An 18,547-nucleotide genomic window follows, 5' to 3' on the forward strand; every position below is an offset into this window, starting at 1 on the left:
AGGCGCTGCTCAACCGGGCAGCTGGGCGCCTTCGACCAGAAACTGCAGCTTGCGCTGGCCCTGCCATTCGTTGATGTCCAGCCGGTAGGCCAGCAGCACCTTGGTGGGCAAGGGCTCGGTATGGCCAAACCAGATGCCGTCCACCATCTCGCCATGGTGGCGCAGCTTCAGCGACAAATGTTTTTCGCCGACCAGGCGCTGGCTGACGATCTCCAGCTCTTCGCTGAAGGTCGGCGGCGCAAAGCCCTGGCCCCAGACCTGGCTGTTGAGCGTGTCCACGGTCTCGGCATGGCGGAACTGCACCGGCAGCGGGCCATCGGTCTCCAGCTGGCGGGTGAGCGTGCGCTCATCGAGCCATTCCTGCGCGACCTGGGCGAGGGCCTGTTCAAACACCTCGAAATCGTCCAGCACAATCGTGCAGCCCGCCGCCATCGCATGGCCGCCGAACTTGATCAGCACACCCGGGTGGCGCTTGGCCACCAGATCCAGCGCATCGCGCAGATGGAAGCCGGGGATGGAGCGGCCCGAGCCCTTGAGCTCATGCTCGTGGCCCGGCGCGCTGCTGGCGGCAAACACAAAGGTCGGGCGGTGCAGCTTGTCCTTGATGCGCGAGGCGACGATGCCGACCACGCCTTCGTGGAAGTCCGGGTCAAACACGCTCACGGCCGGTGGCGGTTCGGTGCCTTCTTCAAACAAGGCCTCGGCCAGCAGCATCGCATGCTCGCGCATGCCCGTCTCGATATCGCGGCGCTCGCGGTTGATGGCGTCGAGCTGGCGCGCCAGGGTGTCGGCCAGCAAGGTGTCGTCGGTCAGCAGGCATTCGATGCCGATGGTCATATCGGCCAGGCGGCCGGCGGCATTGATGCGCGGGCCCAGCGCAAAACCAAAGTCAAAGGTGCTGGCCGTGGCCGCGCGCCGGCTGGCAGCGGAGAACAGCGCGCCCAGGCCCGGGGGCATATGGCCGGCGCGGATGCGGCGCAGGCCCTGGGCCACCAGGCGGCGGTTGTTCGCGTCGAGCTTGACCACATCGGCCACGGTGCCCAGCGCCACCAGCGGCAGCAGGCTGTCCAGGCGCGGCTGGGCCATGTCGGCAAAGGCGCCGCGATCGCGCAGCTCGGCGCGCAAGGCCATCAGCACATAGAACATCACGCCGACACCGGCCATGGCCTTGCTGGCAAAGCCGCAGCCGGGCTGGTTGGGGTTGACGATGGCATCGGCCGCCGGCAAGGTGGCTGCGGGCAGGTGGTGGTCGGTGACGATCACCGTCATGCCCAGCGCCTTGGCGCGGGCCACGCCGTCCACGCTGGCAATGCCGTTGTCCACGGTCACCAGCACCTGCGCGCCATGCTGGTGCACGCGCTCGGCAATCGCTGCCGTCAGGCCATAGCCATCGACCACGCGGTCGGGCACCAGGTAGCTGACCTGCTGGGCGCCCAGCATGCGCAGGCCGCGCAAGGCCACGGCGCAGGCGGTGGCGCCGTCGCAGTCGTAATCGGCCACGACGCAAATGCGCTGCTGGCGGCCAATCGCATCGGCCAGCAGCAGCGCCGCCTCGCGCGTGCCCAGCAGGCCGGCAGGTGGCAGCAGCTGCGCCAGGCCGTCATCGAGCTCGGCGGCAGCCTGCACACCGCGCGCGGCAAACAGGCGGGCGAGCAGCGGGTGCACGCCTGCCTGCTCCAGCGCCCAGACGGTGCGCGGGGGAATATCTCTGGCCAGAATTTTCATAAAGAACTTAGAAGCGCCATGGGCTTGGTCGGAGCCAGCCATTGCTTGATTTTGGGTAGCCAGCCGGGGGCTGGGGGCGCCAGCGTGATGGCATTTTTCTCGCCGCACAGGCTGATCTGGCTCCACGCGGTGGCAGCCAGTGTCGCATCCAGCTGCTGCCACTGCTGCTGCCAGCTGCGCCAATCGCCCACCAGGGCGCTGTCGCGCAGGGCCGTGTTCAGCACCGGCGTCTGGGCGGGCAGCGGGTAGCCGGCGGGCAGGGCGCCAGCGCCATGCACCCAGAACGAGTTGATGGGCGCGCGGCCACTGGCCTCGCGCGCGTCGCTGAAGGCATGGGTGTAGAGCAGCATCTGCATCTCGGTCTGCAGGCGCTGGAGCACCGCCGCTTGGGCCTTGTCGGGCAGCCAGGGCCGCACATCGCGCAGCGCAATGCGGTCGAGCGCAGCGGTATCGAGCTGCGCAAACACGGCGCCGCGCGCCAGCCAGCGGTCGGGCCGGTCGTAGACCAGCGCAATGCCGTCCTCGCTGAACCAGGGCGCCATGATGGCCAGCAGGCTGCGCGATTCGTCCTCGCTCATCTGCGCGGCAGAAAGGTCGCTCATGCGCACCTGGTCGGGCGAAATCTGCCAGTGGCAGGGCGAGAGAAAGGCCCAGGCGGCATCGCCCGCTGCCTGGCCGTTTTGCAGCTGGTACAGCGCGGCCCAGGGTGTGGCCTTGGGCGGCAGGCCCAGGGCCTGGGCCAGCACACGTGCATGGGGCGGGGCAAAATCCTCCAGCGCGCCGTTGTCGCTGGCACTGACAGACCACTGCCGCAGCAGGCGTTGCAGGTTCGGCAGGAGGAGCGTCTGCAAGGCTTGCTGGCAGCCCGGCTCGTCCGTGGCTGCGTAGGAGATGATCAAATGCTGGTTTTCCGACATGGGTCTATTGTCGGCGATGCCACAATGCGGTTTGCGGTGCAGTGGATTAAGGTGCTGTATTTGCCGAGCAGATGCACCAAATATATTTTTAGAACGATTTATGCAGATTCCCTATGAATTGGCGCTGGGTTGGCGCTACACCCGTGCGGGCCGTGCAACCCGGCGCAACGGGTTTATTTCGTTCATCTCGGGCGTGTCCATGCTGGGCATTGCACTGGGGGTGGCGGCCTTGATCATCGTGCTGTCGGTGATGAACGGTTTTCAAAAGGAGGTGCGCGACCGCATGCTCAGCGTGGTCTCGCATATCGAGATCTTCACGCCCGGCGGTGATGCCTTGCCCGATCCGGCCCGCACCATTGCCGAGGCCAAGGCCAATCCGAACGTGATTGGCGCGGCACCCTTTGTGTCGGCCCAGGCCCTGGTCGCCCGCGGCGAGGACATGCGCGGCGCCCTGCTGCGCGGCATTGACCCGGCGCTCGAGCCCGAGGTCACCGACATGACCACCGGCATCGAGCAGACCAGTTTGCAGGCGCTCACACCGGGCAGCTTCCATGTCGTGCTGGGCTCGGAGCTGGCGCGCATTCTGGGCGTGGGCCAGGGTGACCAGGTCACCTTGATCGTGCCCAGCGGCCAGGTCACGCCAGCGGGCACCGTGCCCCGCCTCAAGCAGATGCAGGTGGTGGGTACCTTCAACTCCGGCCACTACGAGTACGACTCGACCCTGGTGCTGATGCACCATGAGGACGCCGAGCGCCTGTTCCGCCTCGAAGGCCCGACCGGCGTGCGCCTCAAGCTCAAGGACCTGCACCAGGCCCCCGAGGTGACCCAGCAGCTGGCCCACAGCCTGAGCGGCCACCTGCTGATCCGCGACTGGACGCAGCAGAACAAGACCTGGTTTGCCGCCGTTCAGGTCGAAAAACGCATGATGTTCATCATCCTGACCCTGATCGTTGCCGTGGCCGCGTTCAACCTGGTCACCACCTTGGTGATGACCGTCACCGACAAGCGCGCCGATATCGCGATCCTGCGCACCCTGGGCGCGAGCCCGCGCAGCATCATGGGCGTGTTTGTCGTGCAGGGGGCGCTGGTCGGCGTCATCGGCACCCTGGCCGGTCTGGGCCTGGGCCTGCTGATTGCCTGCAATATCGATGTGATCGTGCCCGCGATCGAGCGCGCACTGCACACCAGCTTCCTGCCCAAGGACATTTACCTCATCAGCCAGATGCCCAGCGAGCCCCAGCGCAGCGATATCGTGCCGATTACCGTCATCTCCCTGATCCTGGCCTTTGTGGCCACCCTGTATCCCAGCTGGCGCGCCAGCCGCGTGAACCCCGCCGAGGCGCTGCGTTATGAATGATTCGTCCATCGTCCTGGAGGCCTCGGGCCTGACCAAGCGCTTTACCGAAGGCCTGCTCGATGTGCAGGTGCTCCATGGCATCGACCTGCAGGTGCGTGCCGGCGAGACCCTGGCCATCGTCGGCGCCTCGGGCTCGGGCAAATCGACCCTGCTGCACTTGCTCGGCGGCCTGGACGCGCCCAGTAGCGGCACCGTCAGCCTGCACGGTCAGCGGCTCGATACCTTAAGCGCCAGCCGCCAAGGCGAGCTGCGCAACCAGCACCTGGGCTTTATCTACCAGTTTCACCATCTGCTGCCCGAGTTCAGCGCGCTGGACAACGTCGCGATGCCGCTGCGCATCCGCCGCATGCCCTATGCCGAATGTACCGAGCGTGCGCGTGAAGTGCTGGCCTCGGTGGGCCTCAAGGACCGTGTGCTGCACCGCCCCGCCGAGCTCTCGGGCGGCGAGCGCCAGCGCGTGGCCATTGCGCGCGCGCTGGTCACCCAGCCCGCTTGCGTGCTGGCCGACGAGCCCACCGGCAACCTGGACCGCGCCACCGCCGACACCGTGTTTGCGCTGATGTTGCAGCTGGCGCGCGAGCGCGGCACCGCCTTTGTCATGGTCACCCATGATGGCGAGCTGGCCCAGCGCTGCGACCGTGCGGTGCGCATGGTCAACGGGCGCTTTGAAGCCTGAGCCACGTTGGCCGCGTCCGCATGCCTTTCTGGATTGACACCCACTGCCACTGGGATGCGCCCGAGTTCGATGCCGACCGCGATGCGCTGCGCGCCGCCGCGCATGCGGTGGGGGTCGCCCACTGCGTGATTCCAGCGGTGGAGCGCAGCAACTGGGCCACCGTGCGCGAGCTGGCCCAGCGCTGGGGTGACAGCTATGCGCTGGGCATCCATCCGCTCTACACCGGGCGCGCGGCCGAAGCCGATATCGACGCCTTGGCCACCATGCTCGAAGACTGCCGGGATGACCCGCGCCTGGTCGCGATTGGCGAGATCGGCCTGGATTTTTTTGTGCCCGGGCTCGATGCCGAGCGCCAGACCTGGTTTTACGAGCAGCAGCTGCAGCTGGCGCGCCGCTTTGACCTGCCCGTCATCTTGCATGTGCGCCGCTCGTCGGACCAGCTGCTGCGCGCGCTGCGCCGCTGGCCGGTGCAGGGCGGCATTGCCCACGCTTTCAACGGCAGCCTGCAGCAGGCCCAGCAGTTTATCGAGCGCGGCTTTGCGCTGGGCTTTGGCGGCGCCGTCACCTATGAGCGCGCGCTGCACCTGCGCCGCCTGCTGCAGCAGCTGCCGATGGAGGCCATCGTTGTCGAGACCGATGCGCCCGATATTCCGCCGCACTGGCTCTACACCACCGCCGAGCAGCGCGCCGCCGGCCAGGCCCAGGGCCGCAACCAGCCCGCCGAGATCCCGCGCATCGCGCAGGTGATGCGGGCGCTGCGGGCCGAAGCCCATGCCGATGAGGCCATGGACGCCGCCGGCTGGCAGCGCGCCACCAGCGCCAATGCCGCCAGGGTGCTGCCAAGGCTGCAGGCTTTGCTGCCCGGCGCCGATGGGGGATCGCCCCATGGCTGATGCGCTGCTGTGCGGGCTGACCCCGGTCGTGGGGCCGGGCACCCAGGTATTGATTCTGGGCAGCTTCCCTGGCGTGCAGTCCTTGCAGCTGCAGCAGTACTACGCCCATCCGCGCAACCAGATGTGGCCGCTGCTGGCGGCGCTGTGGCCCGCGCACCCGCAGCCCAGCGCCTATGCCGAGCGCTGCGCCTGGCTGCTGGCGCGGGGCCTGGGTCTGTGGGATGTCTATGCCGCCTGCGAACGCGAAGGCAGCCTGGACACCAGCATCCGCCATGCCCAGCTCAATGATTTTGTCGCGCTCCAGCAGCAGTGCCCGCAGCTGCTGGCCGCTGCGCACAACGGCGGTGAGAGCTTTCGCCATGCGCCCCGGGTGCAGGCCGTGCTGGGCCTGCCCAGCTACCGGCTGCCCTCCAGCAGCCCGGCCAATGCCTCATGGAGCTTTGAGCGCAAATCGGCCGGTTGGCGCGAGGTGATGCATCACTGTGGACTGCTGGCCTGAGCGCTGGCAGCAGGGCCACTGGCGCGCGCAGGGCTTGCAGAGACTGGGCTGCCGCCGACCATGCGCCATGACAGGCGCTGCACTGCAGGCGCCAGCAGCACCACGATCGTGAATGCCGCTGGCCAGGACAGCAGGTAGGCATGCAGCCAGCGCGAGAGAAAATCCCCGACAAAGCCCAGGTTCAACCAGGTGACCCAGGCGGTCATCAAGCCCGAGAGCAGCATGGACATGATGACGGAGGACAAAAAGCGTTGTTTGAGAGCGTTGGACATAAGCGAGCCAGAAAAAACAATGCCGCAGTCTAAAGCGATGCATGGCCTGCCCAATCCCTCCGCGTGGTCTGCATGCGACATTAGCTATTGATGGGTGCTGTTTATTTTGTAATAACTATGGATGGCTTCAGGGAGCGACTGCGGCCTTGTTCCGATCCGCTGCCAGCCCGGCAGGCCAGGGTTATGCACGGAGCTGGCGAGGACAACGGCCGATAATCCCTCCCCATGACGACTAGAAAAAAATCTCCGCAGCTGGCGCAGCCGCTGCCCGAGGTCACGATTTCCGACTTTGACGGAGCCCGCTACCTGCACCTGGGCACCCCCTGGGTCCAGGGCTCGATGCGCATCAAGAAGCCTTTTGATATCGACCTGGAATATGTGCAGCGCATGATGGCCTGGTTGTTGTTGGTGGACTGGCCCACGGTGCCCGAGCGCCGTGCGATGCAGCTGGGCCTGGGGGCCGCGGCTGCGACCAAGTTCTGCGCGCAAAAGCTCGGCATGGCCAGCACCACCGCCATCGAGCTCAATCCCCAGGTGATCACCGTCTGCCGCCAGTGGTTCAAGCTGCCGCCCGACAGCGACAAGCTCCAGGTCGTGCTGGGGGATGCGGGCGTGGAGATCCAGAAGCCCCAGTACCTGCAGACTGTCGATGCGCTGCAGGTCGATCTGTATGACCATGAGGCCGCAGCGCCCGTGCTCGACAGCCCCGACTTCTACCAACACTGCCGCAATCTGCTGACCGACGACGGCTGCATGACGGTGAACCTCTTTGGCCGCACCAACAGCTTTGCCCGCAGCCTCGCCCATATCCAGGAGGCCTTTGGGCCGGAGGCCGTCTGGCGCTTTGCGGCGACCAAGGAGGGCAATACCGTGGTGCTGGCCCAGCGCACGGCCAGCCGCCCCGGCCGCGAGCTGCTCAGCCAGCGTGCCGACCTGGTGCAGCAGCAGACGGGCTTGCCCGCGCTCAAGTGGTTAAAGGTTTTTAAACCTGTGCAGCCCCTGCTGGACTGACTTTACCTGGCATCCATGAAGCGATCAGGTATAAAGCCAGAAGACAAAAAAATACCGAGGGATACACCATGGCAGCGCCTGATCAGCCAAGCAAACACCACAAAAGCCGGGGCGATGCCTTGCCCGGCGATACCGTCGTCAAGAGCCGCTCGTCCAGTGGCTCGTCCGGCGCTGCGGCGCCGATCCGGCGCTCGGCGGTCTTTGTGCCTGGCCGGGTGGACGACGGTCCCGCGCCTGCCAAGTCTAGCGGCCCTGCCTCGGTCCCGTCCACACCCAGCGGGTTGGGCCCGGCCTCGGCGCCGCCAGCGCGCAGCGGCCTGCCTGCGCTGATGCAGCGCGCCCTGGACCTGACCCAGATCATCAACTGGCTGCAGACCGATGGCTGGATCAGCCCCGAGCTGGCCCAGGCCACCATCGACCGCTGCAGCCATGCGTCCAGCAGCCAGCACCCGATCGTGCGCCTGGCCAGCGTGGTGGTGCCGCGCCAGCTCGATGGCAAGGCGCTCGATGTGGAGCTGCTCACCGAATTTGTCGCCAAGCACTGCGGCCTGCCTTATTACAAGATCGACCCGCTCAAGGTCGATGCCGCCAAGGTGGCCGAAACCATGGGCGCGCCCTATGCGCAGCGCCACGGCATTTTGCCGGTGCAGGTGACGGCCCAGGAGGTGGTGATTGCGGTCAAGGAACCCTGGATCGACGAGTGGGTCAGCGAGGTCGAGCGCCAGGCGCGGCGCAAGGTGCGCCGGGTGCTGGCCAACCCCAAGGACATCGACCGCTACCGCAGCGAATTCTTTGCGCTGGCCAAGTCGGTCAAGGCCGCCAGCAAGCTGGGCGGTTCGCTGAGCTCGCTGGGCAACTTCGAGCAGCTGGTTGACCTCAGCAATACCAACCAGCAGTTCGATGCCAATGACCAGGGCATCATCCGCCTGGTGGACTGGCTGTGGCAGTTTGCGTTTGCGCAACGCGCCAGCGATATCCACCTGGAGCCGCGCCGCGACCAGTCGGTGATCCGTTTTCGCATTGACGGCGTGCTGCACAAGGTCTACCAGATGCCGCTGGGCGTGCACAACGCCATCGTCTCGCGCGTCAAGCTGCTGGGCCGTATCGACGTGGTGGAAAAGCGCCGCCCGCAGGATGGCCGTATCAAGACCCGCAACACCTTGGGCGATGAGGTGGAAATGCGTCTGTCCACCTTGCCCACCGCCTTTGGCGAGAAGATGGTGATGCGGATCTTTGACCCGGAAAACACCGTCAAGGACCTGTCGGCGCTGGGCTTTACCGCCCATGATGCGCAGCGCTGGGAAAAGCTGGTCGAGCGCCCGCACGGCATCATTTTGGTCACCGGCCCGACCGGCTCGGGCAAGACCACCACCTTGTATTCGACCTTGAAGCGCCTGGCCACCGAAGAGGTCAATGTCTCGACCGTGGAGGACCCGATTGAAATGATCGAGCCGGCCTTCAACCAGACCCAGGTGCAGCCGGCACTCGATTTCAGCTTTGTCGAAGGCCTGCGCGCGCTGATGCGCCAGGACCCGGACATCATCATGGTCGGCGAAATCCGCGATCTGGAAACTGCCGAGATGGCGGTGCAGTCTGCGCTGACCGGCCACCTGGTGTTCTCGACCCTGCACACCAACGATGCCCCCAGCGCCATCAGCCGCTTGATGGAGCTGGGCGTGCCGCCGTACCTGATCAATGCCACCTTGCTGGGCGTGCTGGCCCAGCGCCTGGTACGCACGCTCTGCCCGCGCTGCAAGCAGCCCGACGAGGCCGCATCGACCGACGCGCTGACTGCCGCCATCCAGCCCTGGAAGATCAAGCGCGACTACCGCCCCTACAAACCGGTGGGCTGCGAAGAGTGCCGCGACACCGGCTTTCGCGGCCGCATGGGCCTGTACGAGCTGCTCACCGTGTCCGAAGCGCTCAAGGACCAGGTGCATGCCTCGCCGTCGATGTCGGTGCTGCGCCGCCAGGCGGTGAAGGACGGCATGCATCCGCTGCGCCTGGCCGGTGCACTGCGCGTGTCCGAGGGCCTGACCACCATCGAAGAGGTGATGGCCAACACCCCCCCCATCGAGATGGGCGACCGCTAAAAAACCGGCTGTAGCGCCCACCACCGGCAGGCAGGGCGGCGTTGCGCCGGCGGGGACTTACCCTTGCCACTGCGCGCGCCGGAGGCGCGGGCCATGCTGCGCAAACCCGCGCCCAGCTTGGGTTTCGGCGCTGTGCGCCCTGGTGTCAGCCTAGGGGTTTTCCTGTGTGGAATCGTAAGTGGAATCCACATGCGTCAGCTGCCCGTCAGCGTTGACAATGCGCTGCATCCCTAAAATTGTTTGGAGACAAAGGTAATGAAGCTCAAAAGCCAGAAAGACTTCTGGGCGGGCATCATGTACATGGCAGTGGGTATTGGGTTCGCCGTCGGCGCCCAGAACTACTCGATCGGTACAGGTGCTCGCATGGGTCCGGGGTACTTCCCGTTGATTCTCGGTGTCCTGCTGACGCTGATCGGTGCGGCCGTGGCCTTCAAGGGCCTCACGGCCGGCCCCGCTGACGGAGACCCGATCGGCAAATGGGCATGGCGACAAGTGTTCTTCATCTTGCTGGCCAACTTTGCCTTCGGCATCTTGCTCGTGGGCGTGCCCACCATCGGCATCCCCGCCATGGGCCTGATCGTCGCCATCTACGCGCTGGTCTTCATCGCCAGCCTGGCAGGGTCAGAATTCCGCGCCAAGTCGGTCTTCATTCTGGCCACCATCCTGGCCATTGGCAGTTACGTCGCTTTCGTGTGGGCACTGAACCTTCAGTTCCCCGTGTGGCCTAGCTTTATTACCGGTTAAAAGGGGCCAGGACCATGGAATTGTTTGACAACCTGGCCACCGGTTTCGGTGTTGCCTTTACCTTTCAAAACCTGATTTACTGCTTTGTCGGCTGTCTGTTGGGAACCCTGATTGGCGTGTTGCCTGGTATCGGCCCGGTGGCCACCATCGCGATGCTGCTGCCTGCCACCTACGCACTGCCACCCGTGGCTGCGCTGATCATGCTGGCCGGTATTTACTACGGCGCCCAGTACGGCGGCTCTACCACGGCGATCTTGGTGAATCTCCCGGGAGAGTCATCGTCCGTCGTGACCGTGATTGACGGCTACCAGATGGCCCGCAAGGGACGCGCTGGTCCGGCACTGGCGGCAGCGGGCATTGGCTCGTTCTTCGCCGGCTGCGTGGGTACCGTGATTCTGGCTGCCTTCGCGCCTCCGCTGACCGAAGTGGCCTTCATGTTCGGCCCTGCCGAGTACTTCTCGCTGATGACCCTGGGCCTGATTGGCGCCGTGGTGCTGGCTTCGGGCTCGCTGCTCAAGGCGGTGGGCATGATTGTGCTGGGTCTGCTGCTGGGCCTGGTGGGTACCGACGTGAACTCCGGCGTGGCCCGTTACTCCTTCGACATTCCTGAGCTGACCGATGGTATCGACTTCGTCGTGATCGCCATGGGTGTGTTCGGCTACGGTGAAATCATCGCCAACCTGTCCAAGCCTGACGATGAGCGCGAAGTGTTTGCTGCCAAGGTGACTGGCCTGATGCCCACCAAGGAAGACTTCAAGCTGATGTTCCCCGCGATGCTGCGTGGCACGGCGCTGGGTTCGGCCCTGGGTATCTTGCCTGGTGGCGGTGCGATGCTGTCGGCTTTCGCGGCCTACACGATCGAGAAGAAGACCAAGCTGCGTCCTGGTGAAGTTCCTTTCGGCCAAGGCAATATCCGTGGCGTGTGCGCGCCTGAATCGGCCAACAACGCTGGCTCGCAGACCTCGTTCATTCCGCTGCTGACCCTGGGTATTCCGCCCAACGCCGTGATGGCGCTGATGGTGGGTGCGATGACCATCCACAACATCCAGCCTGGTCCCCAGGTGATGACCAGCAACCCGGAACTGTTCTGGGGTCTGATTGCCTCGATGTGGATCGGTAACCTGATGCTGATCATCCTGAACCTGCCGCTGATCGGCGTCTGGATCAAGCTGCTGACCGTGCCTTACCGCTGGTTGTTCCCATCGATCGTGCTGTTCTGCGCTGTCGGTGTGTACGGCACCAACAACAACAGCTGGGACGTGTGGATGGTGGGTATCTTCGGCTTCGTGGGCTATGTGTTCCACAAGCTCGGTACCGAACCTGCTCCCTTGCTGCTGGGCTTCATCCTGGGCCCGATGATGGAGGAAAACCTGCGCCGTGCCCTGCTGCTCTCGCGGGGTGACTGGTCGGTGTTTGTCACCCGTCCGATCTCTGCCGGTCTGCTGATTGCAGCTGCCATTCTGCTGGTGGTAGTCTGCTTGCCAGCGGTGAGCAAGAGGCGCGAAGAGGCCTTCGTCGAAGAAGACTGATCGCCCGCAGCCTGGCTGCAACATGAAAAGGCACCTTTGGGTGCCTTTTTCCATTTCTGCAGGGCAAGAATGTCGTGGCTTATCGGTGATAATGAGAGTTATTCCCATCTGAGGGGCGAAAGCCGGACCACCGATGGCGACCTTGGCTTTCCATGGGGCGATGCCCGTTTGTGCTTGAGCGCTATTACCGAGAACTGCTGAACTTCTGCCTGCGCAAGGTCAGAGACCGCGACACCGCGGCCGACCTGGCGCAGGAGAGCTATGCGCGCGTGCTGGGCATGCAGCGCGCCGGCAAGGTGATCGACCAGCCAGCCGCCTTGCTCAAGCAGGTGGCATTGAACGCCAAGATCGACCTGGACCGGCGCGCCCAGCTGCGCCAGCATGAGGACATCGATGCGCTCGATGAGGCCCAGCAACCGGCCAGCCCCCAACGCCTGCAGCCCGAGGCGGCCTATGCCTCGTCGCAAACGGTGCAGGCCTATCTGACCACCATCGAGGCCTTGCCACCGCGCTGCCGCGAGGCCTTTTGCATGTATTTGTTCGACGAGCTGTCCAACCAGCAGATCGCCGCGCGCATGGGCGTCTCGATCAGCATGGTCAACCAGTACATCAGCCGTGGCAAGATCGCCTGCGCGGCCCGCAAACAGGAGCTGGACCTTGGTGACTGATCCCATCCAGCGCGGGGCCGACATGCAGTTTTTCCGCGCCCATGCGTCTATAGCTTTGAGATGAGCCGATTTTCCACCTCGCCCTCCCACGCTTCTGCCCCGCCTTTTGACGAGGCGGCGGAGCAGCGCGCGCTGCAAGCCTTCTGGGGCGAGCAGGATGCCGTGGCGCTGCAGGCCGCGCAGTGGCATACGCGTCAGGAGCAGGGGCTGGGCGCGGCTGAGCAGGCGGAACTGGCGCAATGGCTGCACGCCAACCCCGAGCATGCCAAGGCCTTTGCCCGGATCGATGCAGGTGTTGCCCGCTTGCGCGCGCTGCCCGCAGACGCGGTGGCCCAGTGGCGCGCCAGTCCAGCGATGAGCCAGCCTGCAGCCGCTGCTGCACCGCCAAGACCCGCAGCTGCCCAGCCAACGCCAGGCCGCACTTGGACCTGGCTGCAGGCATTGCGGCCCGGCCCACGTGGCCTGGCGCTGTGCGCCGTGCTGCTGGTGGCGCTGGGCCTGGGCTGGCAGCAGTGGATGCAGCCGGTTTACAGCGCGCACTATGTCGTCCAGCGCGGCCAGCACCAAAGCCTGCAGCTGCCCGATGGCTCTACCTTGGAGCTCGATGCCGATACCGATGCGCAGGTGCGCCTCTACCGCGACCGGCGCGAGGTGCAGCTGGCGCATGGCCAGGCCATGTTCATCGTGGCTCCCGATGCCAGCAAGCCTTTTGAGGTGCAGGCCGGCCCGGCCCGCGTCAGCGTAGTGGGCACGCGCTTTGCGGTGCGCTACCGCCAAGACGGCGTGGACGCCGGCCAGGTGCGGGTAGAGGTGCAAGAAGGCCGGGTGCGCGTGGCCGCCGTGCAGAGCCCGGCCACGGCGCTGCTGCTGACGGCTGGCCAAACCACCCAGGTGGCGGCCAATGGCCTGCTGGCCCCCGTGGGCAGTGTGGCCCCCGACAGCGTGGGCCTGTGGCGCAAGGGCCTGCTGCGCTTTGACAACACCCCGCTGGCCCAGGCCTTGCAGGAGATGGAGCGCTACGGCCCCACCGGCCTCATGGTGCGCGACCCTGCGGTCGCCGCGTTGCCCCTTGGCGGCAGCTACGCGACGGCCAGGCCAGCCGAGTTTGCCCATATGCTGACCCTGGTGCTGCCGGTGCGCCTGGTGCCCAGCGCTGGGGGCCGGGCTGAGATCGTGGTCCGGTCCGAGAAAAAATAATTCCAAAAAGTGCAAAAAGCGGGGTGCAGTTCTGCGAGCCCGGTGCGTCATAGAAGGTAATGAGATTTATTTACTGCATTGCCTGACCATGTCCAAACCCCGTTTTTCCCCCCGCTCTCCCTCCCGCTCCACTGGCGCATCGGTTGCCACCATGGCCCGCTTTCACCCCGCGCCGCTGGCGCTGGCTGCCGCCCTGGTGCTGGCCATGCCGCTGGCGGCACATGCCCAGGCTGCCACGCCTGCCCACCAGGCCAGCAGCCTGTCGATTGCGGCCCAGCCACTGGGCTCGGCGCTGCAGGCACTGTCCGCAGCCACGGGCGTGTCCATCGGCTTTGCGCCGGCGCTGGTCGAGGGCAAGACGGCGCCCGCCGTCTCCGGCACGCTTACCCCGCAGCAAGCGGCTGACCGCCTTTTGGCCGGCAGCGGCCTGATGGCGCTGCGCCAGGGCGAGGCCCTGGTCATCAAGGCGACGCCCTCGGCCGCCGACACCAGCACCTTGCCCACGGTGACGGTGACCGCGCAAGGCGAGCGCAATGCCACGAGCGAAGGCTCGGGCTCGCTGGCGGCCTCGGCCGTCAGCCTCAACAAGGGTGACCAGGCGATCAAGGACATTCCGCAGTCCATCAGCGTGGTCACGCGCAAACAGCTCGATGAGCAGGGCATCACCGACTTGCGCGATGCGATGAACAAGGTCACCGGCACCATGGGCGTGCAAGGGGTGGGCCAGGGCATGGTGCTGTCCGCGCGCGGCTTCCAGATCGATGCCTGGCAGTACGACGGTGTGGCCATTCCGCGCAACCACTACTCGCTGGGCAACTGGGGCACCGAAGGCATGGTCTTTTATGACCGGCTGGAAGTGCTGCGCGGTGCCTCGGGCCTGCTGCAGGGCACGGGCAGCCCGGGCGGCGCCGTCAACCTGGTGCGCAAGCGTGGCCAGCGCGAGAAGACCGTCAGCGTCACCGCCCGCGCCGGATCCTGGGACCGCTATGGCCTGCAGCTCGACGCCGGTGGCCCGCTCAATGACGAGGGCAGCTTGCGCGGCCGCCTGGTGGTGGACGAGTCACGCGGCCACTCCTTTGTCGACTATGTGAATGAGCGCACACGCTCGCTCTACGCCGCCTTGGATTACGACATCAGCCCCGACACCACGGTAGGCTTTGGCGTCAGCCAGCTCGACAGCAAGGGCCGCCCCTTCATCATGGGCCTGCCGCTGTATGCCGATGGCAGCATGACCGACCTGCCGCGCTCGACCTTCACCGGCTCCGACTGGAACCGTTCCAACGTCAAGCAAACGACGGTCTATGCCGACCTGAACCACCGCATCAACAACGACTGGAAGCTGAAGGTCTCGGCGCTGCATGTGAGCGAGCAGAACGCCTCCTTGCACCAGCGCATGACCGGCAAGGTCGAGCCCGATGGCAGTGGCGTGACCTATGACAACTGGTACACCGATTTCGACCTGAAAAAAGTGGCCTTCGATGCCTTTATCAACGGCCGCTTTGACCTGGCGGGCTTGCGCAACGATGTGACCGTGGGCGCCAACTATTCCAAGTACCGCTCCAACGATGTCTATGCCCGCACCTTCACGGCGGGCGCGAATCTCTTTGACATCGACCACCACCGCCCCGAGCCGACCCTGGACAGCCTGCTGGCCGCCGGTGGCCGCCAGTGGAAGTCGGCCTACGATGTGCGGCAAAAAGGCATCTACGGCAGCCTGCGCACGCGGCTGACCGAGCCGCTCACCGCGATTGTGGGCGCTCGCACCAGCTGGTATGACTCGCTCTACACCAGCGCGCTCAGCGGTGAGCGCCAGGTCACCACGACATCGGGCGAGATCACCCCCTATGCCGGCCTGGTGTATGCGCTCACGCCCGAGTGGTCGCTGTACGGCAGCTACACCAGCGTGTTCGAGCCCCAGTCCGAGCGCACGGTGGACGGCAAGGTGCTCGACCCGATCACCGGGAGCAACTACGAGCTGGGCATCAAGGGCGAGCTGATGAACGGCAAGCTCAACACCTCGCTGGCGCTGTTCCGCTACGACCACAAGAACCGGGCGGTCAACGACCTGGCCTCCGGCTTTGCCTGCGACGGCTGGTACTGCTCGACCTCGGCCGGCAAGGTGCGCAGCCAGGGCGTGGAGGCCGAAGTGAGCGGCGAAGTGGCGCGCAACCTGCAGGCCATGGTGGGCTACACCTTCAACACCAGCAAGTTCCTGAATGACCCGACCAACCAGGGCCAGGTCTTTAGCACCTGGACGCCCAAGCACATGCTGCGCGCCTGGTTGTCCTACCAGCTGCCGGGCGATTGGAACCGGCTGAGTGTGGGCGCTGGCGTCGTGGCGCAAAGCCATACCTTGAGCTATGACCGCTCCTTCAAGGTTGCGGGCAACACCATCACCAGCTTGCGCCTGGCCTACCAGGCCACGCCTGAGGTCAGCGTCGCCCTCAACGTGAACAACCTGTTTGACAAGCACTACATCCTGCCCGGCTTTGTCGGCTACACCGGCGGCACCTATGGCGATCCACGCAATGCGATGCTGACCTTGAAGTACACGCCCAAGCTGTAATCGGCCGCTGAACTGCCCAGCTGCAGTGGCAAAGCCTGGCCTTGGTCCAAAAAACGGCAGGGTTCGGGTTTTGCACCACGCAAACTGCGTTAGGCTGCGCGTTGCGATCCGCAAGCGGGTGGGCGGGCCATGCAGGGCACCAGCCACCACAGCTTGCCCCGGGAGCCTGCATCCAGCGCCCCAGGCGATTGCCAACCAGAGCCAGCCATTGCCTGCCCATGCCCCGCGCATGCGGCAGGGAGCCCGCCAGCCAGCCATTCAGCCCAAGAGGAGGAGCTATGTCCAAGAACAACCAACCATCCACCCTGTGTCGCCCGCTGCTTGCGGCGGCCTTGGCCGTGTCGGCCAGCATCGGTGCCGTGCTGCCAGCGCATGCCGATTACCTGTGGCTGCAGACCGAGAACGGCCAGACGCGCGCCCAAGTGGGCGAGCTGCACAAGGCGCCAGGGGCGCTTGGCGAACTGAGCGAGCCGCGCCAGGTGGTGGCAGAAGGCAAGAGCGTGCCCGCATCGGCCGATCCCTATGTGCTGGCCAAGGAAGAGGGCGCCCCGGCCGACCAGCGCTTTGCCGCGACGCGCGCGGGCAGCGATGGCGTGCTGACCTACTACCAGGCCCGCTTTGGCCGCCAGGAAACCAAGGCCGTCAATGACCTGGAGTTGGTGCCCACCACGCCCCAGGGCAACACCTACCAGCTGATGTTCAAGGGCCGGCCCGTGGCGGCCAGCCAGGTGAATGTGGACACCAGCGAAGGCTGGCGCCGTGTGCTCGCCCCCGCCAAGGATGGCACCGTGAGCTTTACGCCATCCTTCCCCGGCCTCTATGTGCTGGAGGTCACGGCCCGCGTCAACAACGGCAGCGTCAAGCTCGATGGCAAGCAGTACGACGAGGTGCGCCACACGGCGACCCTGAGCTTTGAGGTGCCGCAGTAAGGCGGTAATCCCCCGCAGGGGCAGGCGCGCCGCTTTTATCGGGCGCCTGCACAAGTATTGGCTTGGCACGACAATTGCAGCAGTTCGACGGCTTGCCGTCTGGTGTTTGCCGCTTTTTGTCTTTCATGAAAAACCTGCCCCTGCTGCAGCAGCACGACCTGCGCCGTGCGCTGCACAACGAAGTCCATTCCCGCCCCCCTGAAGCCCTGCCCGACAACACCGCGGTGTTCTGCACGGTGATGTGGGCCGATGCCGCCGAGCGCGCGGCCAGCCGCCAGTGGCTGCACCAGCTGCTGCGCGATCTGCAGCTGCCCGTGCCCGATGCCGAGGCCAACCACCTGCGCCTGGACCTGGGCAATGGCCGCCTGCGCTGGGAGCTGCACACCGAGTTTGTCTCCTGGACCTGGATGGTGCCCATCCGCCCCGAGGCGCTGGACGAGGCCGAGCTGCCGTCTGCCAGCGACCTGGTGCCCGCCCAATGGCTGGCCGGCCTGCCCGGCCGCTGCCTGCTGGCAATGAATGCCTGGGTGCTGCCCGCATCGCCCGCGCTGGAGAAAAAGGTTGAGCAGCGCTGGCTGTACGAGGACAAGCTCGTCGCCTCCAAGGCCTCCGACCAGAAGGCGCAGATCTACACCGATTTTTCCATCCATTCGGATGGCGCATCGCGCCTTTTTGTGCTGAACCAGGGCCTGTCAGCCGCGCGCAATGGGCGCCTGGTGCAGCGCCTGCTGGAGATCGAGACCTACCGCATGGCCGCCTTGCTGGGCCTGCCTGCGGCGCGCGAGACCATGGAAAAGCTCGCCAGCACCGAGTCCGAACTGGCTGAGCTGTCCGCTGCCATCCGCAGCGCGGGAGCGGCCAGCGAGCCGCAGTTGCTCGACCAGCTCACGCGCCTGGCTGCCCAGGTCGAGAGCCAGTACGCCGCCCACCATTCGCGCTTTTCGGCCAGCAGCGCCTACTTTGCACTGGTGCAGCAGCGCGTGGGCGATATCCAGGAGACGCGCCTGGGCAGCTACCAGACCATTGGCGACTTTATGGACCGGCGCCTGACCCCCGCGCGCAACACCTGTGTGTCCGCGCACCAGCGGCTCGAAGCCCTGTCCCAGCGCGTCTCGCGCCTGAGCAACCTGCTGCAGACGCGGGTCGACATCAGTCAAAAGCAGGGCCGCCAGGCGGTGCTCAAGGCGATGAACGAGCGCCAGGGCCTGCAGCTCAAGATGCAGTCAACGGTCGAAGGTCTGTCGGTGGCGGCCATCACCTACTACTTCACCGGCCTGATCAGCTACCTGGCCAAGGGCCTGCAGAAATGGGGTTGGCCTCTGTCGCCAGAAACGACGGCTGCGCTGGCCATCCCGGTGATAGGCTTGGGCGTCTGGTGGTCGATTCGCCGCATGCACCACCGTTTGTTCCATGGGTCGGCGCACCAGCACTGACTGGTTCTTGGAGAGTTATCTTGTCTGTTTCTGTTGCA

Annotated in this window: 16 protein-coding genes; 13 read left to right on the top strand and 3 right to left on the bottom strand. The window is 65.6% G+C overall.

Annotation, left to right across the window (positions count from 1 at the left end):
• Positions 1–9: 9 nt before the first annotated feature.
• Both recJ and WH265_RS12855 read right to left on the bottom strand, forming a co-directional pair.
• On the bottom strand, positions 10–1,725 hold the full coding sequence (recJ, locus tag WH265_RS12850; protein WP_339558529.1) for a single-stranded-DNA-specific exonuclease RecJ: 1,716 nt from the start codon (positions 1,723–1,725) through the stop codon (positions 10–12).
• A complete protein-coding gene (locus WH265_RS12855; protein WP_339558530.1) occupies positions 1,722–2,642 on the bottom strand; it encodes a phosphoglycerate mutase in 921 nt (306 codons plus the stop codon). The genes recJ and WH265_RS12855 overlap by 4 nt, the downstream gene beginning before the upstream one ends.
• 100 nt (positions 2,643–2,742) lie before the next feature.
• Between WH265_RS12855 and WH265_RS12860 the strand changes: the two genes are divergently transcribed.
• Genes WH265_RS12860 through WH265_RS12875 form a run of 4 tightly spaced genes read left to right on the top strand, consistent with a single transcriptional unit; the run spans position 2,743 to position 6,067 of the window.
• Entirely contained in the window at positions 2,743–3,999 is a 1,257-nt protein-coding gene (locus tag WH265_RS12860; RefSeq protein ID WP_021025444.1) for a lipoprotein-releasing ABC transporter permease subunit, read from the top strand.
• Positions 3,992–4,675, top strand: a complete 684-nt coding sequence (gene lolD, locus WH265_RS12865; protein ID WP_021025443.1) for a lipoprotein-releasing ABC transporter ATP-binding protein LolD — start codon at positions 3,992–3,994, stop codon at positions 4,673–4,675. Before WH265_RS12860 ends, lolD begins: the two co-directional genes overlap by 8 nt.
• A gap of 20 nt (positions 4,676–4,695) precedes the next feature.
• Positions 4,696–5,568, top strand: a complete 873-nt coding sequence (locus WH265_RS12870; protein ID WP_339558531.1) for a TatD family hydrolase — start codon at positions 4,696–4,698, stop codon at positions 5,566–5,568.
• Positions 5,561–6,067, top strand: coding sequence for a DNA-deoxyinosine glycosylase (locus tag WH265_RS12875; protein ID WP_339558532.1), 507 nt, complete (start codon positions 5,561–5,563; stop codon positions 6,065–6,067). Before WH265_RS12870 ends, WH265_RS12875 begins: the two co-directional genes overlap by 8 nt.
• Here the strand turns inward: WH265_RS12875 and WH265_RS12880 are convergent.
• On the bottom strand, positions 6,046–6,339 hold the full coding sequence (locus WH265_RS12880; protein WP_021026890.1) for a DUF2798 domain-containing protein: 294 nt from the start codon (positions 6,337–6,339) through the stop codon (positions 6,046–6,048). The two genes, WH265_RS12875 and WH265_RS12880, sit on opposite strands and share 22 nt — an antisense overlap.
• A gap of 225 nt (positions 6,340–6,564) precedes the next feature.
• Between WH265_RS12880 and WH265_RS12885 the strand changes: the two genes are divergently transcribed.
• The 9 genes from WH265_RS12885 to WH265_RS12925 all read left to right on the top strand — a co-directional run bounded on the left by WH265_RS12885 (position 6,565) and on the right by WH265_RS12925 (position 18,509).
• The gene (locus tag WH265_RS12885; protein WP_021026889.1) at positions 6,565–7,350 is read left to right on the top strand and encodes a spermidine synthase; all 786 of its coding nucleotides are present in this window, start codon (positions 6,565–6,567) and stop codon (positions 7,348–7,350) included.
• Positions 7,351–7,679: 329 nt separating this feature from the next.
• On the top strand, positions 7,680–9,443 hold the full coding sequence (locus WH265_RS12890; protein WP_052329965.1) for a GspE/PulE family protein: 1,764 nt from the start codon (positions 7,680–7,682) through the stop codon (positions 9,441–9,443).
• A 255-nt stretch (positions 9,444–9,698) separates the two neighbouring features.
• Entirely contained in the window at positions 9,699–10,187 is a 489-nt protein-coding gene (locus WH265_RS12895; protein WP_021026887.1) for a tripartite tricarboxylate transporter TctB family protein, read from the top strand.
• A gap of 14 nt (positions 10,188–10,201) precedes the next feature.
• Entirely contained in the window at positions 10,202–11,716 is a 1,515-nt protein-coding gene (locus WH265_RS12900) for a tripartite tricarboxylate transporter permease (protein ID WP_021026886.1), read from the top strand.
• A 170-nt stretch (positions 11,717–11,886) separates the two neighbouring features.
• Positions 11,887–12,384: a sigma-70 family RNA polymerase sigma factor gene (locus WH265_RS12905; RefSeq protein WP_339558533.1), complete on the top strand. Its 498-nt coding sequence runs from the start codon at positions 11,887–11,889 to the stop codon at positions 12,382–12,384.
• 60 nt (positions 12,385–12,444) lie between these two features.
• The gene (locus WH265_RS12910) at positions 12,445–13,581 is read left to right on the top strand and encodes a FecR family protein (RefSeq protein WP_339558534.1); all 1,137 of its coding nucleotides are present in this window, start codon (positions 12,445–12,447) and stop codon (positions 13,579–13,581) included.
• Positions 13,582–13,669: 88 nt separating this feature from the next.
• Positions 13,670–16,147 carry a TonB-dependent siderophore receptor gene (locus WH265_RS12915; protein ID WP_339558535.1) on the top strand — a complete coding sequence of 826 codons (2,478 nt, stop codon included), beginning with the start codon at positions 13,670–13,672 and terminating at the stop codon, positions 16,145–16,147.
• Between the two features lie 278 nt (positions 16,148–16,425).
• Positions 16,426–17,076, top strand: a complete 651-nt coding sequence (locus tag WH265_RS12920; protein WP_339558536.1) for a hypothetical protein — start codon at positions 16,426–16,428, stop codon at positions 17,074–17,076.
• A gap of 125 nt (positions 17,077–17,201) precedes the next feature.
• Positions 17,202–18,509 carry a DUF3422 family protein gene (locus WH265_RS12925; protein WP_339558537.1) on the top strand — a complete coding sequence of 436 codons (1,308 nt, stop codon included), beginning with the start codon at positions 17,202–17,204 and terminating at the stop codon, positions 18,507–18,509.
• Positions 18,510–18,547 lie beyond the last annotated feature (38 nt).

This window comes from Comamonas sp. MYb396, from assembly GCF_037479555.1.
Classification (GTDB): domain Bacteria; phylum Pseudomonadota; class Gammaproteobacteria; order Burkholderiales; family Burkholderiaceae_C; genus Comamonas.